This is a genomic window from Kribbella sp. NPDC002412, assembly GCF_053592935.1.
In genome coordinates, this window is the sequence record NZ_JBSFBL010000008.1 from 133,938 (window position 1) to 160,171 (window position 26,234).

Below are 26,234 nucleotides of genomic sequence, written 5' to 3' on the forward strand. Positions count from 1 at the left end.
CGGATTCCCACAGTGAGGACCTGCGGGAAACCTCAGGGCAGCGCGGCGAGGTACGGCGCGTGACTGTTCTTGAACTCCCAGCCGTAGTACCGGTCCCAGTTGATCGACCACGTCATCAGCCCACGGAAGGCCGGCGAGGCGCCGCCACGGAGGCTGTAACCGCCGCAGCTCTGGCCCTTGACCAGGCAGTCGAGCGCCTGGTGCACGACTGCCGGGGCGGTGTAGCCGTTGCCTGCGCTGACCGCTGCCGGGAGTCCGAACGCGATCTGGTCCTGCCGGAGTCCTGGGAAGGTCTGACCGGTGTTCGCGACCGGGAAGCCGGCCTTGATCATGTCGGTCATCGCGATGTGGAAGCCCGCGCCGCCCATGGTGTGGTACTGGTTGTCCAGCCCCATCACAGGACCGGAGTTGTAGTCCTGGACGTGCAGCACGGTCAGTGCGTCGCGCAGCGCGTGGATCACCGGCAGGTAGGACCCGGTCCGGTTGTCGCCGCCACCCGCACCGCCGTAGAACTGGTACCCGACCTGCACGAAGAACGTCTCCGGCGCCATCGTCAGCACGAAGTTGGCACCGTACTTCGCCTTGAGCGACTTCAGCGCCGAGATCAGGTTGACGATCACCGGTGTGGTCGGGTTGCGGAAGTCGGTGTCACCCGCGTTCAGGTACAGCGAGTGTCCTTCGAAGTCGATGTCCAGCCCGTCGAGGCCGTAGCGGTCGATGATCGCGCTGACCGAGCTGACGAACGCGTCCCGGGCCGCCGTCGTGGTCAGCTGCACCTGCCCGTTGGCGCCGCCGATCGAGATCAGCACCTTCTTACCCGCCGCCTGCTTGGCCCGGATCGCGCTGGCGAACTCCGCCTCGCTCTCCACGCTCGGGCACTCCGCGACCGGGCAGCGGTTGAAGCGGATGTCCCCCGACGTCACCGACGTCGGTTCACCGAAGGCCAGGTTGATGATGTTCCACTCCGCCGGCACGTCGGCCATCCGCACGTACCCCGAGCCGTTGGCGAAGCTCGCGTGCAGGTATCCGATCAGCGCGTGCTTCGGCAACCCCGTGCTCGTGCAGCCTCCCGTCGTACCTGTCACCGCTGTGGACTTGGCCGACTCACCGGTGCCGTTGTACGCCGCGACCGAGTAGGTGTGGCTCGTACACGTCCCGAGTCCGCTGACGGTCGCCGTCGTACCAGTAACGGTCTGTACGACGTTGGAGCCTTCATACACGCGGTAGCCGGTGACGGTGCCAGTGGAGGCGCCCCAACTCAGCGAGATGCTGCTGTTCGTCGTACCCGTGACTGAAGGCGGCCCGGGGACGCCAGGTCCAGATGGGTTGCCGCCCGGACCGTCGAGGCTGATGTCATCCGCCTGGTACGCCGGTTGTCCGTACCATCCGTGCACGTAGACCTGCACCGACGTCTGACTCGCACCTGTCGTGAACGAGACACTCAGCTGCGTGTAGCTCGAAGCAGACGGCGTCCAGGTCGACGCACCGCCCGTGACGCCGAGGTAGACGTACGACCCACGCACCCATCCCGACAGCGTGTACGCCGTACTGGGCTGCACCGACACCGTCTGGCTGCACTGTGCATAGTCCGAACTCGACACCGCCCCGTTGAGCGCATAGCCGCCACTCCGCACCGGACTGCTGACGACAGACCCGCCAGAGCACGTCCACCCGCTCAGTGACCCGGTCTCGAAGCCCGGATTGGTCAGGACGTTCGCCGCCTGCGCGGTCTGCGTCCCACCGACGAGCAGCAGAACCAGACCGAGGACGACAGCAAGGCACCGTGAACGCATGGGCGGACCTCCCGGGGCGGTTGGAGTTCATTAAGTAGAGACGCTCCGTAACTTCCAGGTCAATGCGCTGCCGCTGTCGGCTTCCCGACGCTGTCGGGACCCCGTCGCCGGTTGTTTGGCAGGTTTTCGCCAGCGGCCAGTTGAAGCCAAACCCGTGTAGCCGGCGCTACGAGTTGGCAGGCTCTTCGTCGTCCGGAGCTCGGGGGCGGGCGACCGCGGCTACAGCCGGCGGTCAGGACTACGGGACGCCCGAGGCGCGCGTCCCTCCCGTGGAGGCATCACGTGAACCATCCCAACCTGCGCCGGCGCACCGCTTTGCTAGCGGGCGCCGCGCTGATCACCACCGCCCTGGTGGCTCCACCAGGCTCGGCAGCACCGACCGCACCGCCGCCTGGGTCAGAGGCCACCTCGATGGGGCTGCCGACGTTCGCACCGGGCCGGTACGTCGTGACACTGGCCGACAAGCCACTGGCGACGTACCAAGGCGGCGTCAGCGGGCTGAAGGCGACCAAGCCGGCCAAGGGCCGCAAGGTAGACGTCAACAGCACGGACTCCAAGCGCTACCGCTCGTTCCTCGGCGCCAAGCACGCACAGGTCGCCGCCAAGGTCGGTGCGAAGGTCAGCCAGGACTACTCGACCGCTCTGAATGCGTTCACCGCCTCGCTGACCTCCCAGCAGGTCAACGAGCTCAGCAAGACGGCAGGCGTGGTCTCCGTGGTCCCGGACCAGCTGCACAAGGCTCTGGACGACCGCAAGCCCGCGGACTTCCTGAAGCTGTCCGGCAACGACGGCATCTGGAAGACCCTCGGCGGTACGGCGCAAGCCGGCAAGGGTGTCGTGGTCGGCGTCGTGGACACCGGCGTCTGGCCGGAGAGCGCGTCCTTCTCGGGCCCTGCGCTCGGCACCCAGCCCCCGACCACCGCAGACCCCTACCGGCCGTACCGCTCCGGCACCAGCACCGTGATGCAGAAGGCCGACGGCAACACCTTCACCGGCAGCTGCGAGACCGGTGAGAGCTTCACCGCCGACCTGTGCAACACCAAGCTCATCAGCGCCCGGTACTTCGGCGACGGCTGGCTCAACCTGGTCCCACCGGACCAGCGCGCCGACTACGCCTCACCGCGGGACGGCAACGGCCATGGCACCCACACCGCTTCCACCGCAGCGGGCAAGCCCGGCATCGACGTCGCGGAGAGCGGCATCAACTTCGGCACCATCTCCGGTGTCGCCCCGGCGGCCAAGATCGCCGTCTACAAGGCACTGTGGGAGGGCAAGGACGGCAAGAACTCCGGCGGCCTGACCTCCGACATCCTGGCCGCGATCGACCAGGCCGTGGCCGACGGCGTCGACGTCATCAACTACTCGGTCGGCTCTATCTTCGAGTCCGCGCACACCGACCCGGTCCAGCTCGCGTTCCTGTCCGCGGCGTCGGCCGGCATCTTCGTGTCCGCGGCGGGCGGCAATTCCGGTCCGTACGCGTCGACGCTCGACAACACCTCCCCGTGGGTGACCACGGTCGGCGCCAGCACCGTAGCGCCGTACGCGGGCACTGTGGTGCTGGGCAACGGGCAGAAGTACGCCGGGGTGAGCACGAGCATCGCGGCGAACACCGGAACCCGTCCGCTGGTGACCGGCCCGGCCGTCAAGACCGCGTCGGCCACTGACGCCGATGCGCTGGGCTGTCTGCCCGGCACGCTCGACCCGGCGAAGACCGGCGGCAAGATCGTCGTCTGCGAGCGCGGTGTGGGCGCCCGGGTGGACAAGTCCGCCGAGGTACTCCGTGCCGGTGGTGTCGGGATGGTCCTGCTCAACGTGTTCGACCAGGACGCGCTCGGTGACTCGCACGTCGTACCGACCGTGCACCTCAACGTCCCGTCGGCGCTGACGGTCAAGGCGTATGCGACCAGTGCCAACGCCACGGCAGAGCTCGTGCCGGGCAACACCAGCGGGCAGAACGAGCCGTACCCGCAGATGGCCGACTTCTCGTCGCGCGGCCCGTCGACGTCGAGCAATGGTGACCTTCTGAAGCCTGACATCGCTGCTCCCGGTGTGAACGTGCTTGCCGCGGTCGCACCGCCGAGCAACGACGGACACAGCTTCGCGTTCTACTCCGGTACGTCGATGGCCGCGCCGCACATCGCCGGTCTGGCCGCGCTGTACCTGTCGAAGCACCCGGACTGGTCGCCGATGGCGGTCAAGTCCGCACTGATGACGACGGCTACCGACGTACTGTCTTCTACTGGCGAGGTCGAGAGCGACCCGTTCGCGCGGGGTGCTGGTGAGGTGCAGCCGTCGAAGATGCTCGACCCGGGTCTGGTCTACGACTCCGGTGACGTGGACTGGCTGAGCTACCTCGAGGGCAGTGGTGTCGCGACCGGTACCGGCGTACCGGCTGTCGACCCGAGCGACTACAACGCTCCGTCGATCGCGGTCGGGCAGTTGCTCGGCACTCAGACCATCACCCGGCGGGTGACCGCAGTGACCCCGGGGCTCTACCGAGCCACGGTCACTGTTCCCGGCATGAAGGCGACGGTGATCCCGTCGATCCTGAACTTCACGGCCGCCGGTCAGACCAAGACCTTCACGGTCAAGCTCACCCTCGACACGGCAGCGTCCGGTGAGACCACCAGCGGCTGGCTGACCTGGCAGGGTGCCGGCAAGGCGGTCCGCAGCCCGATCGCCGTCGTACCGACCTCTGTCCTCGCGCCAACCGAGGTCGGCGGCGCCGGCGCCTCCGGCACGGCGAGCTTCCAGGCCACCGTCGGCAAAGCCGGCTCACCGATCAGGGCGTACGGCGTTGTGTCGGCTCCGCTCGTACCTGGTGCAGTGCCGGCTGGGGCTGCGGATGCGGACCTGCCCGACTACCCGGTGACCGTCACGGCGCAGAGCAAGGCCGTGCAGTGGAACATCAAGACCGTCGACCCGGCCGGCAGCATCTGGCTGGTGCTTTACAAGGTCGTGAACGGTCAGAAGCAGCTGCTGTCGTTCGTGGGCAACGGGTCCAACCAGGCCTCCGCGACGCTCGCCGCACCGGCTCCGGGCGTGTGGGGTGTTCTCGCGATCACCCTGACCAACCCGCCTGGTGCTGACACCACGAAGTACACGATGCAGACCAACGTGGTGACGTCCACTGCGGGCAGCGCCCTCAAGGTCACCCCGACAGCCGCACCGGCCGCGTTCAGCCCCTTCCAGGTCACCGCATCCTGGTCCGGTCTGCCGACCGGTCAGCGCTCCACCGGCTTCGTCGAGTTCCCGAACCGGGCCGGCACGGTCGTGACCATCAACTAGATCCAGCGACGGCGGGCGGCTTGGACGCCCGCCTGGAACCGGGTCTGCGCGCCGAGTGATTCCATCAGCGCGCGGACCCGGCGCTGGGTCGTCCGCGGGCTGATCCGCAGCCGCCGGCTGATCATGTCGTCGGTCGCGCCACCCGCGAGCAGCAGCAGGATGTCCCGGTCCGGCGACCGCAGGGCCGGGACCTCCCCGTTCGCGAGCAACGCCGGCATCGGGATCGCCAGCGCCCACAGCATCTCGAACGTCGCGATCAGCCCGTCCAGCAACCCCGACGACCGGATCAGCAGGTTGGACTCGGCCGGCGCCCGCTTGGTCAGCCCGATCAGCGCGGTGTGGTCGTCCCCGACGGCCATCTTCATCGGCACCTGGGCCAGGACCCGGCTCACCTCACCCGCCGACTGCAGCTCCGGCAGCACCCCCATGATGTCCTCGGACTCGAACACCTCGGTGCCGTAGATCGCCCGGTACTCGACCCCGTCCGCCAACCGCTCCAGCTCCAGCCGCTGCTGCGTCGACGGCGGCGTCACGTACGGCGGCCGATCCAGCACCCGCACCTCCCGCTCAGAACTCTTCTGCAACTCCTCGTAAGCCCTGAGCAGCGTCGGCCCGTCCTCGATCAACTCAACCTGATTCCCCTCCAGCACCGGCCGGCCCCGGGCTCCGCGCAGCTCGTCCGCCACCGTCCGCAGCCTCGACAACTGCGCGTCCAGCTCGTCCAGGGGATCCACCACCGCCCCGTCCGCCACCACGACTCCTCCCCACACCGGCAAACAACCGACCTCACACTAAACCGAATTAGCAGAGGCCCGGCAGCGATGTCTCACTCAGCTGTCAAGGACACAGTCCAGGGCACGGCCACGGCTGCCCGCAGCGGGAGCAGCAGCCGTCGGGAGCCGGGGCCGGCAGCCAGAACGGACTGATCTGTACGGCGCTCTGCGTCGGACGACCGGCGACCGGCCCAGCCCGGCTGGGCACCGGCTGTGGGCTGCTCGGAATCCAGTGGACCTGGGTGCGGCCGCCGTTGCCGTGGGCGGCCAGGAGGGCTTCGATGCCGCCGTCCCAGGTGGAGGTGCTGGGCCAGGGGCCGCGCCATCTCAGGGCTACGGCTCCGTCGGACCACTGGACGCCTTCGGCGAGGGTGCCTGTGGCGTGGATGCCGGAGGCGTGGACGTGGCGGACCAGTCGGAAGAGGCGAGGGTGCCGCTGCGTCGTGTTCACCTCTGCACTGTTGCCCAGCGGCTGCTGTTCACAACAGGTGTGGGCTGTGGGCTGTGTGAACAGCCCACAGCCCGCATGTCCTTGCCTGCAAGGGTTCTGGCAGCGTTTTGTCGGCGTGGGCTTGTACTGTCTTGGGCACGCACCACATGAGCTCGAAGTGCAAACGGGGGTGGTCCTGTGGCTGAGGCAGCGTTCGGCGCGCAGTTGCGGCAGTGCAGGCAGGCAGTCGGCTTGAGCCTGCGCCAACTGGCCGGCCGGGTCGGCTACGACCACAGCTACCTGTCGCAGGTGGAGCGCGGCCAGCGGCCCGGCTCTGCCGACTTGGCACGGCTCTGTGATCGCGAGCTCGGCACTGGGAGCCGGCTGACCACTGCGTTCGAGCAGAGCCGGGCCCGGCTGCAGCCGGCCGACTCGCTGATACCAGCGGATCCGCTGCAGGCGGCTTGGCACGAGCTCGTCCAGTCCTTCGGCATCGTCGATGCCGGGCTCGAGGACTTCCGCAGCGTTCCGCCTGGGTGTCTGCTGCCGGAGTTGATCATGGATCTCCGTGCGCTGCCGGCGAGCATGCCGACCCAGGTCGCGCGACTGACCGCGCTCATCGCGCTGACCTTGACCGGCCTCGGGCAGGCGCACGCGGCCAGGCGCTGGTGGCAGACGGCGCGGTCCGCTGCGGACAGCTCGGCAGAGCAATCCGTCCGCAGCTCGGTGCGTGCGCTGGAGGCAGCCAGCGGGCTCGCGGAGCGGCGACCGCTGCCTCAGCTTCTCGAGCTCGCCGAAGAGGCCCTGACCGTCGGAGGGCAGACACCGGGCTCCGTCCTGCAGGCGCACGCGGCGCGAGCGCAGGTGCTCGCCGAGCTGGGTCGCGGCGCCGAGGCACACCGGGCTCTTCAGGAGCTCCTGAGTGTTGCGGACGTCGTGCCCGCAGCCAGGACGACGGACGCTTGGCTGACGGACTGGGCGTCGTACCAGGTGCGCTGGGCCGAGGGGCGGATCTGCGCACGTCTTGGGTACGGCGGCGCCGGATGCGTGCTGCTGGGGCGAGCGTTGGAGGAGTGCCCGGAAGCGTGGCTCGGTGAACGTGCCGGAGTGGAGCTCGGGCTGGCCGAGTGTCTGGCGGTGGACGGCGAGATCGCCGCGAGCGTGGCGCTGGCGCTGCGGGTGTTGGTGGAGCTGCCGGACGAGTGGCACACCTATTACTTGTACGACGCCGCCGAGCGCGTGCTGAGCGTCGTACGCGAGCGGGAGCCCGGGCTGGCGGCGGCGTGGGATCTGCAGGAGGTGCTGAGGCGGCAGCTGTACCTCGATGGCCGCAGAGTGGGCACTGGGTCGAGCACACTCCAGCGGCAGGGGTAACGTGCCGGAGGTGAGTGAGACCTGGGACTTTGCGGTTGAGGTGCGACACGATCCGGCCAGCGCGGAGACGCGGACGGCGGTGCTGGCCAAGCCGGCGTTCGGGCAGGCGTTCACGGACCACATGGTGGTGGCGAACTGGACGGTCGACCGTGGCTGGCACGACCAGAAGGTGACCGCGTACGCACCGCTCACGGTGAGCCCGGCTGCCGCCGTACTGCACTACTCGCAGGAGATCTTCGAAGGGCTGAAGGCCTACCGGCACGCGGACCAATCGGTGTGGGCGTTCCGGCCCGATCGCAACGCCGCACGGTTCACCGCCAGCGCAGCAAGGCTCGCGCTGCCGCAGGTGCCGGAGGACGCCTTCGTCTCGGCGCTCCGGGCGCTGGTGACGGTCGACGAGCCGTGGGTTCCCGCGGCCGACAGCGGCGAGACCAGCCTCTACCTGCGCCCCTACATGATCGCCACCGAGGCAGCGCTGAGCGTGCGGCCGGCGCGTGAGGTGCTGTTCGGCGTCATCGCCTCCCCTGCAGGCCCGTACTTCGACACCGGCCCCAAGCCGGTGTCGATCTGGCTGACCACCTCCACCATCCGGGCGACGCCGGGCGGCACCGGCGCAGCCAAGTGCGGCGGGAACTACGCCGCCAGCCTGGCCGGGCTGGCCGAAGCGGTCGCCAACAACTGCGAGCAGGTCGCGTTCGTCGACGCCGTCGAGCACAAGTGGCTCGAGGAGATCGGCAGCATGAACATGTTCTTCGTCTACGCCGACGGCCGCATCGTCACGCCCGAGCTGTCCGGCTCGATCCTCGAAGGCGTCACCCGGGCCTCAGTGCTGGAGCTCGCCGCCGACCTCGGTCACAAGGTCGAGGAGCGCCAGGTGTCCGCCGACGAGTGGAAGGACGGTGTCCGCAGTGGCGAGATCACCGAGGTCTTTGCCTCCGGCACCGCTGCCGTGATCACCCCGATCGGCCGGCTGGCCTGGCCCGACGGCGACCTCACCATCGGCGACCACTCGGTGGACCACGGCGTCGGCCCGGTCACCCGGTCGATCCGCTCCTCCCTCCTCGACCTCCAGTACGGTCGGGTCCCCGACGAGCGTGGCTGGTTGACCCGGCTGGCGTAGTTACTGCCAGTTGTCCCCCGCGGCGGTTAGGTTGGCCACATGGCTGAGTCCAAGGCGGGGAAGTCGAAGACTCCGGCGGTTGAGCTGGAGGTGGGTGAGCGCACGGTGCGGATCTCCAATCCGGACCGGGTGTACTTCCCGGCGCGCGGGGAGACGAAGCTGGATCTGGTCAAGTACTACCTGTCGGTCGGCGACGGGATCGTGCGGGCGCTGCGCGAGCGGCCGTGCATGCTGCACCGGTTCCCCGAGGGCGTGTCCGGGGAGAAGGTGCACCAGAAGCGGTTGCCGCACGGGGCGCCGCCGTGGATGGAGACCGTGCGGGTGAAGTTCCCGCGCTACAACCGTACGGCGGACGAGCTGTGCGTCACCGAGGTCGCGCACGTGGCGTGGGCGGTGCAGATGTCGACGGTCGAGTTCCACCCGTGGAACTCCCGTCGCGCCGACACCGAGAAGCCGGACGAGTGGCGGATCGACCTCGACCCGATGCCCGAGTGCCCGTTCGACCGGGTCCGCCAGGTCGCGCACGTCGTACACGAGGTTCTGGACGAGCTCGGGGTCGTGGGTTATCCGAAGACTTCTGGTGGCTCCGGCATCCACATCTACGTGCGGGTGAAGCCGGAGCACGGATTCTCCGACGTACGGCGGGCCGCGCTGGCGTTCGCGCGGGAGGTCGAGCGGCGGGCTCCGGACGACGTGACCACGACGTGGTGGCGCAAGGATCGCGATCCGAAGAAGCTGTTCGTCGACTACAACCAGAACGCGCGGGACCACACGATCGCGAGTGCGTACTCGGTCCGGGGGAACCCGGAGGGGACGGTGTCGACGCCGATCCGGTGGGACGAGATCGACGACGTGGATCCGAAGGCGTTCACGATCGAGACGGTGCCGGCCCGGTTCGCCGAGCTCGGCGACCTGCACGAGACGATCGACGACACCGCCTACTCTCTCGACACGCTCCTGGAGTGGGCCGAGCGGGACGAACGTGAGGGAGCCGAGGAGCCCCCTCCGCCCGAGGACTGATCAGTCGATCCGTCGCGCCGAGATCACGACCAGCGGGTTGGGCAGCTGGGAGAAGTGCTCGACCCCCGGCCGGACAGCTACCTGGCCTGGGCGGACCGCCACACCATCACAATGGGCGCTCGCGGAGTCGCCTCCCACCGGCGACCCTGCCGAGAGCCACGATTGTGATGGCCTGGCGGTCCTAGGCGATCTGCTCCTGGATCCGGAACTCGAGCCCGTCGGCCGCGGCCAGGTAGACGTCCTGGTCGACGAGGTTGCCGTCGAGACGCATCAGGCCGCGCGGGCTGTCGTAGAAGTGGCCGGTGGGCAACGCGGCCGACCTGGCGATCGATCCGCTCACCTCGCCCAGCCGGGCAAGGAAGCGGATCGCCTCGTAGCAGGACTCCCCCACGGCGTTCAGCGCCGGCGCGAACCGGCCGAAGCGCGCGTAGTACTGCTGGGCGAACTCGCCGCTCTCCACGGTCTCCAACCCGTCGAAGTACGCCGCTGCCGCGTAGACACCCTCGTTGGCGCCCGGCCCGGCGCCGAGCAGGGTGTTCTCCTCGATCGCCGTACTGAGCCGCAGCAGCTTCTCGCTGAGACCCTGCCGGGCGAACTGGCGGTTGAAGTGGACGGCGTCCTGCCCCATCAGCAGCATGATCACGCCGTCCGCCTTGGCACCGGACAGGCCTTCCAACACCTCGCGGAAGTCCGAGGTGCCGAGCGGCACGTACGCCGACTGGACGATCTCGGATCCCGTTCCCTGCAAGGCCTCCTGGGCCACCGAACCCGTCACGCGCGGATAGACATAGTCGTTGCCGACGACCACCCAGCGCCGGGCGCCGCGGTGCTCCCGCAGCCAGTGGGTTGCCGGGAGCAACTGGTTGACCGGACGCTCGCCGAGCATGAAGACACCCGGGGTGTCGTCGCTGCCCTCGTGCATCGCGGCGAAGGCGTAGATGACCCGCCCGCCGATCCGCCGGGTGAGAGCAACCCGTACGGCGGAGATGTGCCAGCCTGCCACCGCATCGACGCGGCCGGTGTCGACCAGCCGGCCGACCTCCTCGGCAACGACCTCGGGTGGACGACCGGCGTCGACCTGGACGAGCTCGACCCGGCGACCGGCGATGCCGTCGCGTGCGTTGAGCTGCTCGACGGCGAGCTGACCACACGCCAGACAGGACGGCCCGTAGATCCCGGTCGGCCCCTGCAACGGCACCACGAACGCGATCGACACCACGTCAGAACGCCGCACAGTCACCTCCTCGAGCCCGGGATCCGACCAGTCCCGGATCCGACCAGTCCCGGGAGCCGATCGGTGCCGGGATCCGACCAGTGTGGCCGAATCGGAGGCGCACTTTCGAGCGAACGGCTATATTTCCCACCAGCCGAACCGAGGAGGAGTGGATGCCGTCCAGCCTGCTCCTGCTGCTCAAGCAGACCGAACGCCGGATCGAGACCGGCCTGCAGCCGCTGCTCGACGAGTTCGGGCTGTCCATCGAGCAGTGGCGGGTGATGTCGGCGCTGTACGAGGAGCCCGGCCAGCCGATGTCGGTGCTCGCCGAGGCCGCCGTCCTGCCGGCCGCCAGCCTGACCCGGCACGTGGACAAGCTGGTCGAGCGCGGCCTGGTGCTGCGGCGCATCCACCCGGACGACAAGCGCCGGATCGTCACCGCCCTCTCCCCCGTCGGCGCGACGGTCGCCGGCCGGATCGCGACCGTGCAGCGCGACCTCGAGGCGGACCTCGCGAATTACTTCCAGATGGAAATACACGAAGGTAGCGGTTCGGCAACACGGCGGTAACAACCCGTTCCTAGGTTCCTTCCATTCGGGTGCATCCACCCCCGGCAGCGTCGCCGGGCGAGCCGGAGCATCCACCGCCCGAAGGTGCCGCAGGAGTTCCGCCATGACTGTCGAACCCTCGATCGAACCCCGCACCACTGCCGAACCACCCACACAGTCCACCGCGACCCGCGAGACCCTGGAGGACTACACCCTCCGGTTCGCGCCGCGCAGCTACCGCAAGTGGTCGACCGGCGTCGTCGCCGTCTCGGCCCTCGGCGGGATCGCCTACCTGGCCGACTTCGCGATCGGCGCGAACATCGGCATCGCGTACGGAACCACGAACGCGCTCTGGGGGATCGCGATCTTCGCCGTGGTGATCTTCGTGACCGGGCTGCCGCTCGCGTACTACGCCGCCCGCTACAACATCGACCTTGACCTGATCACCCGCGGCAGCGGCTTCGGGTACTACGGGTCGGTCGTGACCAACGTGATCTTCGCGTCGTTCACGTTCATCTTCTTCGCGCTCGAAGGCTCGATCATGGCCCAGGGCCTCGAACTCGGGCTACACATCCCGTTGTGGCTCGGCTATGCCGTCTCCACGCTGGTGATCTTCCCGCTGGTGATCTACGGCATGAAAGTGCTGTCCACGTTGCAGGTGTGGACGACGCCGCTGTGGCTGGTCCTGATGGTGCTGCCGTTCGTCTACCTGGTCGTCTCGCACCCGGACTCGGTGTCGACCTTCTTCAACTACGGCGCCGACGCGAACGTCGGCTCGATGCTGCTCGCGGCCGGCGTGTGCCTGTCCCTGATCGCGCAGATCGCCGAGCAGATCGACTACCTGCGGTTCATGCCGCCGAAGACGCCGGAGAACTCCCGCCGCTGGTGGACCGCGATGCTGCTGGCCGGCCCGGGCTGGGTGATCTTCGGCGCGCTCAAGCAGGCGATCGGCCTGTTCCTGGCGGTCTACCTCATCGCGAACGTCGCCGACTCGTCCGCGATCGCCAACCAGCCGGTGCACCAGTTCCTGGAGATCTACCAGGGCTTCCTGCCGGGGTGGCTGGCGATGACGCTGGCCGTCGTACTGGTCGTGATCAGCCAGGTGAAGATCAACGTGACGAACGCCTACTCCGGGTCGCTCGCGTGGACCAACTCCTACACCCGGGTCACCCGGCACTACCCCGGCCGGCTGGTGTTCCTGGCCTTCAACCTGGTGATCGCGCTGGTGCTGATGGAGGCGAACATGTTCGACTTCCTCAACACCATCCTCGGCTTCTACGCGAACTGCGGGATGGCCTGGATCGTGGTCGTTGCCTCCGACATCGTCTTCAACAAGTACCTGCTGAAGCTGTCACCGAAGGAGCCCGAGTTCCGCCGCGGCATGCTGTACGCCGTCAACCCGGTCGGCTTCGTCTCGATGGCCGCGGCCGCGGGCGTCTCGATCCTGGTCTTCTTCGGCGGTCTCGGCGACACGATCAAGCCGTACTCGCCGCTGGTCGCGATCGGGCTCGCGGTCGTGCTGCCACCGATCCTGGCCGTCGTCACGCGGGGCAAGTACTACCTGCGTCGTACCGACGACGGTCTCGACCTGCCGATGTACGACGAGTACGGCAACCCGTCGGGCGCCGTACTCACGTGTCATGTGTGCCGGCAGGACTATGAACGGCCGGACATGACCGCGTGCCAGACCCATGACGCGGCCGTGTGCTCGCTCTGCCTCAGCACCGACAAGGTGGCCGACCACGTCCTCCCGGCCGCGCCGTGAACTTCAGTCCCGCCGAAGTCGAGAAGCTGCTGCTCTCCGTGGCCGGCATGGTCGCTCGCGACCGGCTGGCCCGGGGAGTCCGGCTCAACCACCCCGAAGCGGTCGCGCTGCTGAGCACCTGGGTGCTCGAGCGCGCCCGCGAAGGCGCCCGGGTCGCCGACCTGATGGAACGCGGGCGCACCGTCCTCACCCGTGACGACGTGCTGCCCGGAGTCGCCGAGCTCCTCACCGACGTCCAGGTCGAGGCAACGTTCCCCGACGGCCGCAAGCTCGTCACCATCCACCATCCGATCATCTGAACGGAGCCTCATGGCATCTCTCAACAGCTCCGGCCCAGGAGCCGTTCGGGTCGCACCTGGCACCATCCGGCTGAACGCAGATCGTTCGGACAGTGAGCGTCTGCGGCTGGTGATCGTGAACACCGGCGACCGTCCGGTGCAGATCGGCTCGCACCTCCACCTGCCCGACGCCAACACCGCGCTGTCCTTCGACCGCGAAGCAGCCCAAGGCTTCCGCCTCGACATCCCCTCCGGTACGTCGCAACGCTTCGAGCCCGGCGCCTCCCGCGAAGTGGACCTCGTGGCGCTGCGAGGCAACCGGCTGGTCCCGGGGATCCAGGTGAAGCGCGATGGTTGAGCTCTCCCGCGAGGCCTACGCCGCGCTGTACGGACCGACGGTCGGGGATCAGGTCCGACTCGGCGACACCGACCTGTGGATCGAGGTCGAACAGGACCTGACCGTCGGCGGTGAGGAGGTGGTGTTCGGCGGCGGCAAGTCGATCCGCGAGTCGATGGGCCAAGGTACGACGACCCGCGCGGAAGGCGCGCCGGACACCGTCATCACGAACGTGCTCGTCCTCGACTGGTGGGGCATCGTGCGCGCCGACGTCGGGATCCGCGACGGCCACATCGTCGCCCTCGGCCGAGCCGGGAATCCCGACATCGCCGACGGCGTGCACCCCGAGCTCCGGATCGGACCGTCGACCGACGTGATCGCGGGCGAGGGCCGGATCCTCACGGCGGGAGCGATCGATTCCCACGTTCACCTGCTCTCGCCATCGCAGTTGCACGAGGCGCTCGCGACCGGGATCACCACGATCGTCGGCGGCGGGACCGGACCGAGCGAGGGCTCGAAGGCGACCACAGTGACGCCCGGCGCGTGGCATCTCGAGCAGATGCATCGAAGCCTCGACGCGTTCCCGCTCAACGTGTTGCTGCTGGGCAAGGGGAACACGGTGAGCACAGAGGCACTGGCCGAGCAGGCGCTCGCCGGTGCGGCCGGTTACAAGGTGCACGAGGACTGGGGTTCGACACCGGCCGCGATCGACGCCGCGCTTCGAGCCGCGGACGACTGGGGACTCCAGGTCGCGCTGCACGCAGACAGCCTGAACGAGGCCGGCTTCGTCGAGTCGACGCTGAACGCGATCGCGGGCCGCGGGATCCACGCGTTCCACGTCGAAGGCGCGGGCGGTGGCCATGCTCCGGACATCCTGTCGATCGCGTCGTACCCGCACGTCATTCCCGGTTCGACCAACCCGACGTTGCCGCACACTGTCAACACCGTCGCAGAGCATCTGGACATGCTGATGGTCTGCCATCACCTCAGCCCGGACGTGCCGGAGGATCTCGCGTTCGCGGAGTCGCGGATCCGGGCGACCACGATCGCGGCCGAGGACATCCTGCACGACCTGGGCGCGTTGTCGATCACCTCGTCGGACGCCCAGGCGATGGGCCGGATCGGCGAGGTGATCACCCGGACCTGGCAGGTCGCGCACGTGATGAAGGCACGACGCGGGTCGCTCGGCGACAGGGCCGACAACGAGCGGGCCCGGCGGTACGTCGCCAAGTACACGATCAACCCGGCGGTCGCCCACGGCATCGACCACGTGGTCGGCTCGGTGGAGGCCGGGAAGCTGGCCGACCTCACCCTCTGGGACCCGCGGTACTTCGGCGTCCGCCCGAACCTGGTGATCAAGGGCGGCGCGATCGCGTGGGCCGCGCTGGGTGATCCGAACGCCTCGATCCCGACCCCGCAGCCGGTGCTGATGCGGCCCGCGTTCGGGGACGCGATCGGGGCGGACCTGTCGTTCACGTTCGTCTCGCCCGCCGCGCTCGACGACGGGCTGGCCGAGCGGCTGCGGCTGCGTCGGCGGCTGCTCGCCGTACGGCCGACACGCGAGATCGGCAAGGCGGACATGAAGAACAACAGTGCGCTGCCGAGGATCGACATCGATCCGGAGACGTTCGCGATCAAGGTCGACGGTGACCTGGTCGAGCCGGCGCCGGCCGAGGTGCTGCCACTGGCCCAGCTCTATGCGATGTTCTGATGACGTCGCCGGAAGTGGTCGCGCTGATGCTCGCGGACGGGCGGTTGCCGACCGGCGGGCACACGCAGTCGGCCGGTCTCGAGCCGGCCGTCCGCGCCGGGTTGGGCGCTGATGGCAAGCAACTCGCGGACGTCGCGGCCTACGCCCGGGATCGCCTCCGGACCGTCACCCGGGTGGAGGCTGCGGTGGCAGTGCTGGCGAGTCGACTCACAGATCTCGAAGTCCTGGAGAAGGCTTGGGCAGCCAGGACTCCAAGTCAGGTGTTGCGGGCGGTGTCCCGGCGGCAGGGCCGGGCCTACCTGCGGCTGGCCGGCCGGGTTTGGCCGGAGGTACTGCGGTATCTCCGGCCGGACAGCGAGGTTGCGCGGCCGATCGTCGTCGGGGTGATCGGGGCGGTCACCGGCTTGTCAGCGGAGCAGGTCGCGCGGCTGGTCGCGTACGACGACGCGCAGACGGTCGTGTCCGCCTCGCTGAAGCTCCTCCCGGTCGACCCGGCCGACGCGGCCGGCTGGCTGGCCGGTCTGCACGACGACATCGAGCGACTCGTCACCGACGTCGCGCCGCTGACCGAGCTCGAGAAGCTCCCGGCCGACGGTGCGCCGCTGATCGACGTACTCGCCCAGAACCACGCCACCGAGAGAATGAGGTTGTTCCATGCATGAGCACAGCACGCGGTCGTTCCGGCTGGGAGTGGCCGGGCCGGTCGGGACCGGGAAGAGCTCGTTGATCGCGACGGTCTGCCGCGAGCTCGCCGACGAGCTCCGGCTCGGCGTGATCACCAACGACATCTACACCGACGAGGATGCCCGGCTGCTGCGGTCGGCCGGCGTGCTCGATCCGGAACGGATCCGCGCGGTGGAGACCGGGGCCTGCCCGCACACCGCGATCCGGGACGACGTGACGCCGAACCTGATCGCCGTCGAGGATCTCGAGCGGGACTTCGCGCCGCTGGACGTCGTACTCGTGGAGTCCGGGGGCGACAACCTGACCGCGACCTTCTCCCCCGCGCTGGTGGATGCGCAGATCTTCGTGCTCGACGTCGCGGGTGGTGGAGACGTCGCGCGCAAGGGTGGGCCGGGGATCGCGCGGGCGGACCTGCTCGTGGTCAACAAGACGGATCTCTCGCCGTACGTCGGGGTCGACGTCGAGCGGATGGTCAAGGACGCCGAGGCCGCGCGCGACGGGAAGCCGGTACTGGCGCTCTCCCGCCACGATCCCGCCTCGGTCGCGCGGTTGAAGGAGTGGGTCGTGTCGATGACGTCGATCGTCCGCGGCGGCGGGCACACGCCGGTCGACCCCGGTCCGATGGCGCCGCACTCCCACGTCGGCGAGAACGGCGAAGTCATCACCCATGTCCACGCGCATTGAGGTCGTTGCGGATCCGGACCGTGATCGGTGCGTCCTGAGCACCGATCACCTCGCACCTCGACGGCTGCCCGCTCCGCCTGGTGTGGTGCGGATCGCGTTGGTGGCGGCCGGTGCGCTGCTGCTCGCCGGGGACGAGGTGCGGATCGAGGTCGCCGTCTCCGGACCCCGCAGGGTCGAGATCATCGAGACGGCCGGGACGGTCGCGTACGGGATGCGTGGAGGGTCGGCCCGGTGGGACGTCGACATCCGGCTGTCCGACAGGGCGAGCTTGCATTGGTACGGCGAACCGTTCGTCGTCTCCGCGGATGCGGCCGTGACCCGCTCGACCGCAGTACACCTGGAGCCCGGCTGCACGGCTGAGCTGCGCGAGTCGCTGGTCCTCGGGCGGTACGGCGAAGTCGGCGGCTCGCTGCAAACGACCACGCGAGCGTGGATCGGTGACGAGCTGATGCTGGCCGAGGACCTTGCTCTCTCGCCCGCAACTCGCAGAGGTTGGGCTGTTCTCGGGGACGCCCGCTGCCTGGACACCATCACCTCGCTCGGCTTCCGGCTGCCGGACGACCCGAGCACCATGCAGCTCGCTGGAGGCGGGTCCATCACGCGCCGGCTGGTGAACGAGCAGCACGAGAGCGACCTAGGATCGTCGGGTGCAGAGACTGGACCCGGCCGCCGCGTATGACCGTGCCGTCGGCCTTGCCACGCAGGGGCGGCGGGCGATCCTCGGGATCACCGGCGCGCCTGCGGCCGGGAAGTCGACGTACGCCGAGCAGCTCACGGCGAAGCTGGTCGCCGACGGGCACAAGGTCGCGCTGGTGCCGATGGACGGGTACCACCTGGCGCAGTCCGTGCTGGAGGAGCTCGGGCTCGCCGAGGTGAAGGGAGCGCCGCATACCTTCGACGGGGACGGATTCGTCGCCCTGCTGACCAGGTTGAAGGAGGCTCCGGACGAGCAGATCTGGGCGCCGCGGTTCGACCGTGGGATCGAGGACTCGATCGCAGCGAGCATCGGCGTCGCGCCGGACATCACGCTGGTCGTGACCGAGGGCAACTACCTGTTGCTCGAACAGATGCCGTGGGCAACCATCAGGACGCTGCTCGACCAGTGCTGGTACGTCGAGGTGCCCGAGCAACTGCGGCACGACCGGCTCGAAGCCCGCCACCGCCGGTACGGCCGCTCCCCCGAGGAAGCCCACGCCCGCACCTACGGCACCGACGAGCGGAACGCCCGCCGGATCGCGGCCACCGCGCACTCCGCGGACGCGATCGTTCAGCTGTCCTGACAGACGCGCTCGATGAAGCGCTCCACGCCGTCCAGGTAGAGCTGAAGGCCGAAGTCGAAGTCCTGGCCCGACTCTTCCTCGAAGGCGCCGACCGTGTCGAAGACACCGGCGTCCAGGACCCGGGCCAGCGCCGGCAACTGGCGGGGGTCGACGACCCGGGCCAGGACGGCGCCGTACGCGCTGAAGGCGGAGGGGTTGTCGGCGAACCCGGCGGCCAGGTCGAGGGACAGCCGAATCTCGCCGTGCACATACGTCATCAGACCCATCACGACGCCGACCTTCGCCTCCTCGGGGAGCCCGGTGTCCTTCAGGGCGCCGAGTGCGGCGTCGAACCAGGCGAGGTTGTTCGGCCCGGCGGGCGGGCCGGAGATCGGGACCTTCGAGTACCACCGGTGCTTGCGGATCGCGACCATCACGCCCTCCGCCCACAACGTCAGGCCGGTGCGCCAGTCGGTTCCTTCGGGCAGTGGCTCGGGGCGTTCGAGCGCGGCGTCCGACATCAGCACCAGCAGCTCGTCCTTGCTCTTCACGTGCCGGTAGAGCGCCATCGTCGAGTTGCCCAGCCGCTCGGCGACCCGCGCCATCGAGACCGCGGCCAGCCCCTCGGCGTCGGCGAGCTCGATCGCCGACCGGGTGATGTCCTCGATGGTCAGTGACGGCTTCGGCCCGCGCCGGCTGCCCTCTCGCAACCGCCACATCAACGCCACGTCGGCCGGCAGCTCACTCATCTCCACCGCCTCAGTCTAGGGGTTGCGCAGAGATATAGCGTACCTGCTACGCTATTTAGCGTACTCGATACGCAGTAAGAGGAGGGGACGATGATCGTCGAGGCAACCGGGCTCCGGAAGTCGTACGGCGCGACCGAGGTGCTGACCGGGGTCGACCTACAGGTCCGGGAGGGGTCGGTGCTCGCCCTGCTCGGGCCGAACGGCGCCGGCAAGACCACGACCGTGCGGATCCTGACCACGCTGACCAGACCGGACGCCGGCCAGGCCACCATCGCCGGGTACGACGTCCTGCGCGAGCCGGCCCAGGTCCGCGGCGTGATCAGCCTGACCGGGCAGTACGCCGCGGTCGACGAGAACCAGACCGGCCGGGAGAACCTGGTGATGGTCGGCCGGCTGATGCATCTCGGCCGGCCGGCCGCGCGACGCCGTACCGGGGAGCTGCTCGAGCGGTTCGGGCTGACCGACGCGATGGACCGGCGGGTGAAGACGTACTCCGGCGGGATGCGGCGGCGCCTCGACCTGGCGATGAGCCTGATCGCGCAGCCGCGGGTGATCTTCCTGGACGAGCCGACCACCGGGCTCGACCCGGCCAGCCGGTCGACGATGTGGGACGCGATCGGCGAACTGGTCCGCGACGGCACCACGATCCTGCTGACCACGCAGTACCTGGAGGAGGCGGACCGGCTCGCCGACCGGATCGTGCTGCTCGACCAGGGCCGGATCGTCGCCACCGGCACCGCCGACGCGCTCAAGGCGCAGCTCGGCGGCGAGCGGATCGAGCTCCGTTTCGCGGACGACCTGCAGTTGCTGAAGGCAACCGGGATCCTCCGGAGCGAGGCGCCGGACGACACCGGCGGCTGGAGCGGGACCGACGGAGTGGTGGTGGATCAGCTGGTGGTGAGTCTGCCGTCGGATGGTTCCGCAGCACACCTGCACCACGTGCTGGACGTGTTGCGGGACAACGGGGTGCAGCCGGAACGGGTCTCGTCGCACCGGCCGACACTGGACGACGTGTTCCTGGCCCTGACGGCCTGAGGAGGGGTGGAGGAGATGTCACATCAAGGAGCCGCGGCCGCGGTGTCCGACATGGTCACGATGATCGATCGCTCGGTGCGGCTGATGCGGCGCAACGTCGACACGCTGTTCGTGTCGATCCTGCTGCCGATGCTGATGATGGCGCTGTTCGTGTACGTGTTCGGCGGCGCGATCAACACCGGCACGGAGTACATCAACTACGTGGTCCCGGGGATCCTGCTGCTCACCACCGGGTACGGCGCGTCCAACACGGCGATGGCGGTCGCCGACGACATGACCAGCGGGATGATCGACCGGCTGCGGTCGCTGCCGATCCGCAGCTTCGCGGTGCTGACCGGCCACGTCACTGCGAGTATCGCGCGCAACTCGGTGTCAACGGCGATCGTCGTCCTCGCCTCGCTGGCGATGGGTTTCCGGCCGGTCGCCCGCCTGGCCGACTGGCTGGCCGCGATCGGTCTCCTGCTGCTGTACGTCCTCGCGCTCTCCTGGCTGGCGGCCGGCCTCGGCGTGATCGCGAAGTCGGTCGAGTCGGCCAGCACGCTGAGCTTCTTCATGCTGTTCCTGCCGTACCTGAGCAGCGCGTTCGTGCAGCCCGAGACGATGCCGTCGTGGTTGCGGCCGATCAGCGAGCACCAGCCGATCACGCCGGTGATCGAGACCGTGCGCGGCTTGCTGATCGGGGCCCCGATGGGAAACAACGGCTGGATCGCGCTGGCCTGGTGTACCGGTCTGCTCCTGTTTTCGGTAACACTCGCGACGTCGTTGTACAAGCGCCACGTCGGCCGTTGAGCGCAGGTTTCGGGCCGTTCGCCGAAATCGGGCGGTGCGACCTGCCGCTTTGGTTCGAACATGACCCCGCGACCGGGATACGGTTCAAGTCCCCCCCAACGTGTGGTGGTCCCACTCCCCCCGGGACCCACACGGACAAGCGCCCCGATCTCTGATCGGGGCGCTCTGTTTTCCCCTGCCGGACAAGGGGTTCCGGACTGGACCTCAACTCCAGCTCCGCGGGTCGCTGGACGTGGTCGTCGCCGGGCCGAAAGTAGCCGGAAAAAAGCTTGGCGAGGTTGTCGAATCCGGCCGGTCTGGTCCGACGTATCAGTGAGAGCGACCAAAGGAGAGGGTCAGAATGAACACCACCACCGCCACCACCGACAGCGCCACCACCAACCTGATCATCACCATGCTGGCCGAGGGCAGCCCGGTCTGGTTCGTCGCCGGGATGGTCAAGATGCGCAACCATGACGTCTACGTGATCGGCCGAGCCGCCGGCTATCCGGACAAGGCGAAGCTGCGCCGGGCCGTCTGGGCGCAGAAGAACCGCACCCGCGAGCTGCAGGCCGCCTGACCTGCGCCCCCTCTTCTTCAGGCGCTCCAGGACACCGTCAGCCGCTGCTGCCCACCCGGGCACCAGCGGCTGACGTCTGTCAGACCGTCCGGTTCTCGAGCTGGGCCGCGAAGAAGCGTTCCACTGTAGGGAGGATCTTGCGGCCGGAGTGGGCGGCGCCGGGTACGACGTCGAAGGTGACGTCGAGGCCGTGTGAGCGGTAGTTCTTCTCCAGGGTGCGGAGCCGCTCGATCCGGGTGCTGCCGGTGAGCTCGGCGCCGTCCATCCAGTTGGACTCGCCGCGGTTCATGATCTCCCAGCTCTCGACGTCCTCGGAGCCGACCACGAGCTGGATCGGCACCCGGCGCAGCGCGTCGACGTCGATCGGCTGGCCGAACTTCTCCTCGAAGCCCTTCGTGCCCAGCCACCAGGGCAGGGTGTCGTCGAGCTGGGTGATCCGGCCGGGCGCGCCGATCGAGGCGGCGGCCAGGCGGTCCGGGTGCAGGTAGAGGAACCGGTGCGTGAACTGACCGCCGCCGGAGAACCCGTGCAGGTAGAACTTCTCCGCGCCGACCGGGAACCGGTCCGCGACCTCGTCGACGATCGACAGCAGCATCCGGTCGAACCGGATCCCCCGGTACTCGATGAACTTGAAGTTGTGCAGGTCGCTCGGGTCCACCAGTCCGGCCGGGAAGATCGGAGTCAGGATGACGGCGCCCTGCTCCTCGGCGAAGTCCTTCAGCTGAGTGCGGTAGTTGGCCGCCGATCGCGCCGTACCGTGCTGAACCACCACCAGCGGCGCGCGGTCGTCGTCGGCCAGCTGCTGCGGCACGTACAGGCAGTAGTGCAGCCGGGGGTCGGCCTGGGACGCGAAGATCGGCGTCGCCCCGCGCTGGTAGAAGGTCGAGGTGTGTGTCATGGACGTCCTTCGGTGAGTGCGAACGCGGCTCTCAGCTCGCCGACCCGCTCCGGCTGCCAGCCGGGTCCGGGCGCAGAGCACCGCACTCACTGGCTTGGTGGACATGGAGACTCCTAGTCGCAAAGGTTGAACGGGACGAGCTCGTAGTCGTGCTCGCACGGGGTTCCGGGTGTCACGTAGTACTCGCCGGTGGTCAGATCGACGCAGCTGGACAGCAACGTCGACCACTGGCGCAGCGGGTGCAGCCGCTCGTCCGGGTGGGCGCAGAGCGAGTCGGGGTGACCCAGGTGGTCCGACATGGCGGTGCGGATCGCCTTGCGGACGTCGGTCGACGTCTGGGCGTCGCGCAGACCCTGGTGGGCGCGCGGGACGCGGAGCAGCGAGTCCGGCGACATCGGGCGGTGGTTGGCCGCCAGCTGTGGCGGGACGAACGCCTGGTAGTGGTTGCCGTGCACCAGCAGCCCGTCGGTCGGGTACTCGCAGCCGTGGGCGCCGGGAGTGGTCTCCAGGTCGATGCTGTAACCGGATCGGTCGGTCAGCAGCGCGTTGCTCGCGATGTGCGCGCGAGTCTTGACCAGGACCTTGAGGGCGTCGGAGATCGAGGCCGAGTCGAGGACGAGCCGGCGGATCACGGTCTGCGGGACGCCGACAGTGTCGTCGAACCGGCCGCCGAGCCCGTTGGCGTTCAGCGCGAACCCGCGGTCGTTGGCGCCGTGCCGGCCGATCTGGCCGGCCTCGACCTGCATGACCACGGTCGGCTTCGGGGGCTGGACGATCCGCAGGATCACGACGGTGTCGCGGACGGCGTGCCGCCAGTCCCAGTTCTGGCCGACGTAGACGTGCCCGTCGGCCGCCGTCAGCGAGTACGACGTGCAGCCGTCGGGGGCGTCGTCGTCCGCCTCGGCCGGCAGCGGGGCGTCGTACACGATCTCGCCGCGGCAGTTCAGCACCACGATCTCCCGGGTCGAGACGCCGGCGCCGTCCGCGATGCCGCGGATCTCGTCGTACAGGTCGGGGAAGTCGCTGCTGATCAGGCGCTCCCAGGGCGCGGACTGCTCCAGGATCTGCGCCCACGTGCGGCCGGTCTGCAGCTCGAACGCCTGGCCGTAGTACTCGATCGCCGCACCGATCAGGTCCGCTGCGGCGCGACCGTACTGCCGTCCGCGATCATGAGCGGAGGGACTGGACACTTCGATGATCCGCATCAGCTTCCCTTAGACGATGTGTTACAGAACTGGTGCACTTGGATGAGTTGTTACAACGGCGATGGGAACGGATGATACACAGATGGCCGACGATGTAACAGCGGTTACGAGAAATCCGGCGATCGCCGAGCTCCGGAGCCGGATCCGGGACCACTGGGACGAGTTCACGCCCGCGTCCCGGGCCGTCTGCCGGTCGCTGTCGGAGATCTCGCCGGAGCGGCTGCTCTACCTGTCCGCCGCCGAGCTCGGGCAGCTGAGCAAGACCAGCAACGCCACCGTCGTGCGCACCCTGCAGTCCCTCGGGTACGCCGGGCTCGCTGAGCTGAAGGACATGGTCGCGTCACCGTTCCAGCACCCGAGCCGGCGCGAGGAGCGGCTGCGGAGCCGGATGGAGGCGACCGGCGGCGACCCCAAGCACGTCTGGGACCGGGTGATCACCGAGGCGCTGGAGCGGATCGAGTTCCTGAACCAGCACATGTCGGTGGACGCCTTCCAGGAGGCGGTCCGGCTGATGCTCGACGCGCGCGAGATCGCGACGTACGGGTTCGGCGCGAACTACGTCGCGGCCGAGCACCTGACGCTGAAGCTGCGCCGGTTCGGACGCCGCAGCCGGTGCATCCAGACCGCCGGGTTCCGGCTCGCCGACGACCTGCTCGCGATCGGGCAAGACGACGTGGTGATCGTGATCGCCCCCGGCCGCCTGGTCATCGACGCCGAGGTCGTGATCGACCGGGCCCGGGCGGTCGGAGCCGGCATCATCCTGCTCAGCGAGCAGCTCATCGCCGAACGGCTGGCCGGCGACGTGACCGTGGCGATCCACGTTCCGAACACGGTCACCGGGATCACTGCGGAGGTGCTGACCACGATCGTCACCACCGACGCGCTGGCCCAGGCCGTCGCCGCCGCGGACACCGAGCTGACGCTGGAGTCCGCGCACACGCTCGAGTCGGTCCGGCAGCAGCTGGGGTTCTGATGCTCTCGGTGGACGTCGTCGATTACCACACCGGTGGCGAGCCGTTCCGGATCGTGACGTCGGTGGAGGTCCCCGGCGACTCGGTGCCCGCGCGGCGAGAGTTTGCGCAGACTTCCGCGGACGTCGACAGGGTCCGGCAGTTGCTGGTGAACGAGCCGCGCGGGCATGCGGACATGTACGGCGGCTTCGTGGTGCCGGGCGATGACGCCGGCGCGCACCTCGGGGTGCTGTTCTGGCACAAGGACGGTTACTCGACGGCCTGTGGGCACGGGACGATCGCGCTCGGCGCCTGGGCGGTGGAGACCGGTCTGGTCGCCGCTTCGCCGGACGGGGTGACGGATGTGGTCATCGACGTACCGTCCGGCCGGGTGGTCGCGCGGGTCACGTGCTCCGGTGGCGTTGTGTCCAGCGTCGCGTTTCGCAACGTTCCGTCGTACGTCTTCGCTCGCGGGGTGCCGGTGTCGACGTCGCGTGGGGACACGGTTGCGGACGTCAGCTTCGGGGGTGCGTTCTACGCCTCGGTTGCGGCGTCGTCGGTCGGCCTGTCGGTGACACCTGAGTGTTACGCCGACCTCATCGCGGTGGGGCGGGAGATCAAGTGGGCCCTGGACGCGCAGGCCGTGCACCCGACCGACCCGCGGTTGAGCGGGATGTACGGGACGATCTTCTACGACGACCTCGGCGTCTGGGAGGGCGGACCACACCAACGGAACGTGGCGATCTTCGCCGACGGTGAAGTCGACCGGTCGCCGTGCGGCTCCGGTACGTCGGCCCGCCTCGCCCTCCTGCACGACGAGGGCCGGCTGACGGACGGCCAGGTGCTCCGGCACGAGTCGATCGTCGGCAGCACCTTCCTCGGCCGGGTCGTGGCGGAGGCCGACGGCGGCGTGATCACGGAGGTCGAGGGAGCGGCGTACCGGACCGGCACCGCCACCTTCACCCTCGACCCCCGCGACCCGCTCGGCACCGGCTTCACGCTGCGGTGAGCACTAGCATCGGCTCATGATCTTCATCACCGCGAAGTTCCGCGTCCAGCCCGAGCACGCCTCGAACTGGCCCTCGATCACCGCCGAGTTCACCCAGGCGACCCGGTCCGAGCCGGGGTGCCTGTGGTTCGACTGGTCCCGCTCGATCGACGACACCGACGAGTACGTGCTGGTCGAGGCCTTCGCCGACGACGACGCGGCCACCGCGCACGTCACCTCGGACCACTTCAAGGCGGCTCAGCAGCATCTCCCGCAGTACCTCGTCGAGACGCCGCGGATCGTCAACTTCAAGCTCCCCCAGAACGAGTGGTCCGAGCTGGGCGAGCTCGCGGTCAAGTAGTCACGACCACCGTGTTCTGCGCGGCCGCGATCTGCCACGTGCCCTCGTCCTTGGCCAAGAAGTAGACCGGGCTGCCGTGCTCCACCGGGAGTTCGCCAGTGGAGCCGTCGCGGCGTACGTAGGTCTGGTTGACGTTGACGACCGCGATGTCCGGCCGGACGAAGAGCAGGTGGTCCGGGACGTAGGTGGCGTAGGAGTCCTTGGTCGCCCCGGGCAGCACCCGGCTGGTGAACTCGGCGATGGTGTCCCGCCCGTACAACCGCTTGCCGTGCCCGGTCACCCACAGCGCGTCCTTGCGGAACAACGCGATGAAGGCCTCCACGTCTTCGGTGCTCTGAGCTTCCTGTACGGCGTCGACCAGCGCCAGGATCGCGTCGACGTCGGCCTGGCTGGGGATCTGTCCTTCGATCTTCATGTCCCCGA

At 68.9% G+C, this 26,234-nt stretch carries 27 protein-coding genes; 19 read left to right on the forward strand and 8 right to left on the reverse strand.

Going from position 1 to position 26,234, the window contains the following annotated elements; translation table 11 throughout:
- Positions 1–32: 32 nt before the first annotated feature.
- Complete coding sequence (locus tag ACWCOV_RS09330; RefSeq protein WP_449828745.1) at positions 33–1,793, reverse strand: chitinase; 1,761 nt, start codon at positions 1,791–1,793, stop codon at positions 33–35.
- Between the two features lie 282 nt (positions 1,794–2,075).
- Between ACWCOV_RS09330 and ACWCOV_RS09335 the strand changes: the two genes are divergently transcribed.
- Positions 2,076–5,081: a S8 family serine peptidase gene (locus ACWCOV_RS09335; protein ID WP_449828746.1), complete on the forward strand. Its 3,006-nt coding sequence runs from the start codon at positions 2,076–2,078 to the stop codon at positions 5,079–5,081.
- On the opposite strand, the gene ACWCOV_RS09340 is transcribed toward ACWCOV_RS09335, so the two are convergent.
- Together ACWCOV_RS09340 and ACWCOV_RS09345 are read right to left on the reverse strand one after the other, a co-directional pair.
- On the reverse strand, positions 5,078–5,833 hold the full coding sequence (locus tag ACWCOV_RS09340) for a transcriptional regulator TrmB (RefSeq protein ID WP_449828747.1): 756 nt from the start codon (positions 5,831–5,833) through the stop codon (positions 5,078–5,080). The two genes, ACWCOV_RS09335 and ACWCOV_RS09340, sit on opposite strands and share 4 nt — an antisense overlap.
- Positions 5,834–5,918: 85 nt before the next feature.
- Positions 5,919–6,305, reverse strand: coding sequence for a hypothetical protein (locus ACWCOV_RS09345; RefSeq protein ID WP_449828748.1), 387 nt, complete (start codon positions 6,303–6,305; stop codon positions 5,919–5,921).
- A gap of 177 nt (positions 6,306–6,482) precedes the next feature.
- On the opposite strand from ACWCOV_RS09345, the gene ACWCOV_RS09350 reads away from it, so the two are divergent.
- Genes ACWCOV_RS09350 through ligD form a run of 3 tightly spaced genes read left to right on the forward strand, consistent with a single transcriptional unit; the run spans position 6,483 to position 9,798 of the window.
- Complete coding sequence (locus ACWCOV_RS09350; RefSeq protein WP_449828749.1) at positions 6,483–7,658, forward strand: helix-turn-helix domain-containing protein; 1,176 nt, start codon at positions 6,483–6,485, stop codon at positions 7,656–7,658.
- Between the two features lie 10 nt (positions 7,659–7,668).
- Positions 7,669–8,778 (forward strand): branched-chain amino acid aminotransferase, encoded by a 1,110-nt coding sequence (locus tag ACWCOV_RS09355; RefSeq protein WP_449828750.1) that lies wholly within the window; start codon positions 7,669–7,671, stop codon positions 8,776–8,778.
- Positions 8,779–8,817: 39 nt separating this feature from the next.
- Positions 8,818–9,798, forward strand: coding sequence for a non-homologous end-joining DNA ligase (gene ligD / locus ACWCOV_RS09360; protein ID WP_449828751.1), 981 nt, complete (start codon positions 8,818–8,820; stop codon positions 9,796–9,798).
- Positions 9,799–9,979: 181 nt separating this feature from the next.
- Here ligD and ACWCOV_RS09365 read toward each other — a convergent pair whose 3' ends face one another.
- On the reverse strand, positions 9,980–11,032 hold the full coding sequence (locus ACWCOV_RS09365) for a substrate-binding domain-containing protein (protein ID WP_449828752.1): 1,053 nt from the start codon (positions 11,030–11,032) through the stop codon (positions 9,980–9,982).
- Positions 11,033–11,184: 152 nt separating this feature from the next.
- Here ACWCOV_RS09365 and ACWCOV_RS09370 point away from each other — a divergent pair, with 152 nt between their 5' ends.
- From ACWCOV_RS09370 to ACWCOV_RS09410, 9 genes are all read left to right on the forward strand, one after another.
- Positions 11,185–11,580, forward strand: coding sequence for a MarR family winged helix-turn-helix transcriptional regulator (locus tag ACWCOV_RS09370; RefSeq protein WP_449828753.1), 396 nt, complete (start codon positions 11,185–11,187; stop codon positions 11,578–11,580).
- 103 nt (positions 11,581–11,683) lie between these two features.
- The gene (locus tag ACWCOV_RS09375) at positions 11,684–13,324 is read left to right on the forward strand and encodes a purine-cytosine permease family protein (RefSeq protein WP_449828754.1); all 1,641 of its coding nucleotides are present in this window, start codon (positions 11,684–11,686) and stop codon (positions 13,322–13,324) included.
- A complete protein-coding gene (locus tag ACWCOV_RS09380) occupies positions 13,321–13,623 on the forward strand; it encodes an urease subunit gamma (RefSeq protein WP_449828755.1) in 303 nt (100 codons plus the stop codon). Before ACWCOV_RS09375 ends, ACWCOV_RS09380 begins: the two co-directional genes overlap by 4 nt.
- A 10-nt stretch (positions 13,624–13,633) precedes the next feature.
- Positions 13,634–13,960, forward strand: coding sequence for an urease subunit beta (ureB, locus tag ACWCOV_RS09385; RefSeq protein ID WP_449828756.1), 327 nt, complete (start codon positions 13,634–13,636; stop codon positions 13,958–13,960).
- Positions 13,953–15,650 (forward strand): urease subunit alpha, encoded by a 1,698-nt coding sequence (locus tag ACWCOV_RS09390; protein WP_449828757.1) that lies wholly within the window; start codon positions 13,953–13,955, stop codon positions 15,648–15,650. Before ureB ends, ACWCOV_RS09390 begins: the two co-directional genes overlap by 8 nt.
- Positions 15,650–16,312, forward strand: coding sequence for an urease accessory protein UreF (locus ACWCOV_RS09395; protein WP_449828758.1), 663 nt, complete (start codon positions 15,650–15,652; stop codon positions 16,310–16,312). The genes ACWCOV_RS09390 and ACWCOV_RS09395 overlap by 1 nt, the downstream gene beginning before the upstream one ends.
- A complete protein-coding gene (gene ureG, locus ACWCOV_RS09400) occupies positions 16,305–17,018 on the forward strand; it encodes an urease accessory protein UreG (protein WP_449828759.1) in 714 nt (237 codons plus the stop codon). The genes ACWCOV_RS09395 and ureG overlap by 8 nt, the downstream gene beginning before the upstream one ends.
- Entirely contained in the window at positions 17,002–17,697 is a 696-nt protein-coding gene (locus ACWCOV_RS09405) for an urease accessory protein UreD (RefSeq protein ID WP_449828760.1), read from the forward strand. The genes ureG and ACWCOV_RS09405 overlap by 17 nt, the downstream gene beginning before the upstream one ends.
- The gene (locus tag ACWCOV_RS09410; RefSeq protein ID WP_449828761.1) at positions 17,666–18,298 is read left to right on the forward strand and encodes a nucleoside/nucleotide kinase family protein; all 633 of its coding nucleotides are present in this window, start codon (positions 17,666–17,668) and stop codon (positions 18,296–18,298) included. The genes ACWCOV_RS09405 and ACWCOV_RS09410 overlap by 32 nt, the downstream gene beginning before the upstream one ends.
- Here the strand turns inward: ACWCOV_RS09410 and ACWCOV_RS09415 are convergent.
- Positions 18,286–19,026: a TetR/AcrR family transcriptional regulator gene (locus tag ACWCOV_RS09415; protein ID WP_449828815.1), complete on the reverse strand. Its 741-nt coding sequence runs from the start codon at positions 19,024–19,026 to the stop codon at positions 18,286–18,288. The two genes, ACWCOV_RS09410 and ACWCOV_RS09415, sit on opposite strands and share 13 nt — an antisense overlap.
- A 90-nt stretch (positions 19,027–19,116) precedes the next feature.
- Between ACWCOV_RS09415 and ACWCOV_RS09420 the strand changes: the two genes are divergently transcribed.
- The 3 genes from ACWCOV_RS09420 (at position 19,117) to ACWCOV_RS09430 (ending at position 21,409) form a co-directional block, all read left to right on the forward strand.
- Positions 19,117–20,061, forward strand: a complete 945-nt coding sequence (locus ACWCOV_RS09420; protein ID WP_449828762.1) for an ATP-binding cassette domain-containing protein — start codon at positions 19,117–19,119, stop codon at positions 20,059–20,061.
- 15 nt (positions 20,062–20,076) lie between these two features.
- A complete protein-coding gene (locus ACWCOV_RS09425) occupies positions 20,077–20,850 on the forward strand; it encodes an ABC transporter permease (RefSeq protein ID WP_449828763.1) in 774 nt (257 codons plus the stop codon).
- Between the two features lie 340 nt (positions 20,851–21,190).
- Complete coding sequence (locus ACWCOV_RS09430; RefSeq protein ID WP_449828764.1) at positions 21,191–21,409, forward strand: hypothetical protein; 219 nt, start codon at positions 21,191–21,193, stop codon at positions 21,407–21,409.
- A gap of 79 nt (positions 21,410–21,488) precedes the next feature.
- Here ACWCOV_RS09430 and ACWCOV_RS09435 read toward each other — a convergent pair whose 3' ends face one another.
- Together ACWCOV_RS09435 and ACWCOV_RS09440 are read right to left on the reverse strand one after the other, a co-directional pair.
- Positions 21,489–22,307, reverse strand: coding sequence for an alpha/beta hydrolase (locus ACWCOV_RS09435; RefSeq protein ID WP_449828765.1), 819 nt, complete (start codon positions 22,305–22,307; stop codon positions 21,489–21,491).
- A gap of 113 nt (positions 22,308–22,420) precedes the next feature.
- Complete coding sequence (locus tag ACWCOV_RS09440) at positions 22,421–23,512, reverse strand: C45 family autoproteolytic acyltransferase/hydolase (protein ID WP_449828766.1); 1,092 nt, start codon at positions 23,510–23,512, stop codon at positions 22,421–22,423.
- 82 nt (positions 23,513–23,594) lie between these two features.
- Here ACWCOV_RS09440 and ACWCOV_RS09445 point away from each other — a divergent pair, with 82 nt between their 5' ends.
- Genes ACWCOV_RS09445 through ACWCOV_RS09455 form a run of 3 tightly spaced genes read left to right on the forward strand, consistent with a single transcriptional unit; the run spans position 23,595 to position 25,811 of the window.
- Positions 23,595–24,485: a MurR/RpiR family transcriptional regulator gene (locus ACWCOV_RS09445; protein WP_449828767.1), complete on the forward strand. Its 891-nt coding sequence runs from the start codon at positions 23,595–23,597 to the stop codon at positions 24,483–24,485.
- Positions 24,485–25,471 (forward strand): proline racemase family protein, encoded by a 987-nt coding sequence (locus ACWCOV_RS09450; protein ID WP_449828768.1) that lies wholly within the window; start codon positions 24,485–24,487, stop codon positions 25,469–25,471. The genes ACWCOV_RS09445 and ACWCOV_RS09450 overlap by 1 nt, the downstream gene beginning before the upstream one ends.
- A 16-nt stretch (positions 25,472–25,487) precedes the next feature.
- Positions 25,488–25,811, forward strand: coding sequence for a putative quinol monooxygenase (locus tag ACWCOV_RS09455; RefSeq protein ID WP_396354937.1), 324 nt, complete (start codon positions 25,488–25,490; stop codon positions 25,809–25,811).
- Here ACWCOV_RS09455 and ACWCOV_RS09460 read toward each other — a convergent pair.
- On the reverse strand, positions 25,804–26,226 hold the full coding sequence (locus tag ACWCOV_RS09460) for an SgcJ/EcaC family oxidoreductase (RefSeq protein WP_449828769.1): 423 nt from the start codon (positions 26,224–26,226) through the stop codon (positions 25,804–25,806). The two genes, ACWCOV_RS09455 and ACWCOV_RS09460, sit on opposite strands and share 8 nt — an antisense overlap.
- Between the last annotated feature and the right edge of the window lie 8 nt (positions 26,227–26,234).

What these genes read in the sequence shown, in the direction of transcription:
- ACWCOV_RS09330 (WP_449828745.1), bottom strand. Translation starts at nt 1,793, where the DNA reads ATGCGTTCACGGTGCCTTGCTGTCGTCCTCGGTCTGGTTCTGCTGCTC.
- ligD (WP_449828751.1), top strand. Translation starts at nt 8,818, where the DNA reads ATGGCTGAGTCCAAGGCGGGGAAGTCGAAGACTCCGGCGGTTGAGCTG.
- ACWCOV_RS09370 (WP_449828753.1), top strand. Translation starts at nt 11,185, where the DNA reads ATGCCGTCCAGCCTGCTCCTGCTGCTCAAGCAGACCGAACGCCGGATC.
- ACWCOV_RS09375 (WP_449828754.1), top strand. Translation starts at nt 11,684, where the DNA reads ATGACTGTCGAACCCTCGATCGAACCCCGCACCACTGCCGAACCACCC.
- ureB (WP_449828756.1), top strand. Translation starts at nt 13,634, where the DNA reads ATGGCATCTCTCAACAGCTCCGGCCCAGGAGCCGTTCGGGTCGCACCT.
- ACWCOV_RS09390 (WP_449828757.1), top strand. Translation starts at nt 13,953, where the DNA reads ATGGTTGAGCTCTCCCGCGAGGCCTACGCCGCGCTGTACGGACCGACG.
- ACWCOV_RS09395 (WP_449828758.1), top strand. Translation starts at nt 15,650, where the DNA reads ATGACGTCGCCGGAAGTGGTCGCGCTGATGCTCGCGGACGGGCGGTTG.
- ureG (WP_449828759.1), top strand. Translation starts at nt 16,305, where the DNA reads ATGCATGAGCACAGCACGCGGTCGTTCCGGCTGGGAGTGGCCGGGCCG.
- ACWCOV_RS09405 (WP_449828760.1), top strand. Translation starts at nt 17,002, where the DNA reads ATGTCCACGCGCATTGAGGTCGTTGCGGATCCGGACCGTGATCGGTGC.
- ACWCOV_RS09415 (WP_449828815.1), bottom strand. Translation starts at nt 19,026, where the DNA reads ATGAGTGAGCTGCCGGCCGACGTGGCGTTGATGTGGCGGTTGCGAGAG.
- ACWCOV_RS09420 (WP_449828762.1), top strand. Translation starts at nt 19,117, where the DNA reads ATGATCGTCGAGGCAACCGGGCTCCGGAAGTCGTACGGCGCGACCGAG.
- ACWCOV_RS09425 (WP_449828763.1), top strand. Translation starts at nt 20,077, where the DNA reads ATGTCACATCAAGGAGCCGCGGCCGCGGTGTCCGACATGGTCACGATG.
- ACWCOV_RS09430 (WP_449828764.1), top strand. Translation starts at nt 21,191, where the DNA reads ATGAACACCACCACCGCCACCACCGACAGCGCCACCACCAACCTGATC.
- ACWCOV_RS09435 (WP_449828765.1), bottom strand. Translation starts at nt 22,307, where the DNA reads ATGACACACACCTCGACCTTCTACCAGCGCGGGGCGACGCCGATCTTC.
- ACWCOV_RS09440 (WP_449828766.1), bottom strand. Translation starts at nt 23,512, where the DNA reads ATGCGGATCATCGAAGTGTCCAGTCCCTCCGCTCATGATCGCGGACGG.
- ACWCOV_RS09445 (WP_449828767.1), top strand. Translation starts at nt 23,595, where the DNA reads ATGGCCGACGATGTAACAGCGGTTACGAGAAATCCGGCGATCGCCGAG.
- ACWCOV_RS09450 (WP_449828768.1), top strand. Translation starts at nt 24,485, where the DNA reads ATGCTCTCGGTGGACGTCGTCGATTACCACACCGGTGGCGAGCCGTTC.
- ACWCOV_RS09455 (WP_396354937.1), top strand. Translation starts at nt 25,488, where the DNA reads ATGATCTTCATCACCGCGAAGTTCCGCGTCCAGCCCGAGCACGCCTCG.
- ACWCOV_RS09460 (WP_449828769.1), bottom strand. Translation starts at nt 26,226, where the DNA reads ATGAAGATCGAAGGACAGATCCCCAGCCAGGCCGACGTCGACGCGATC.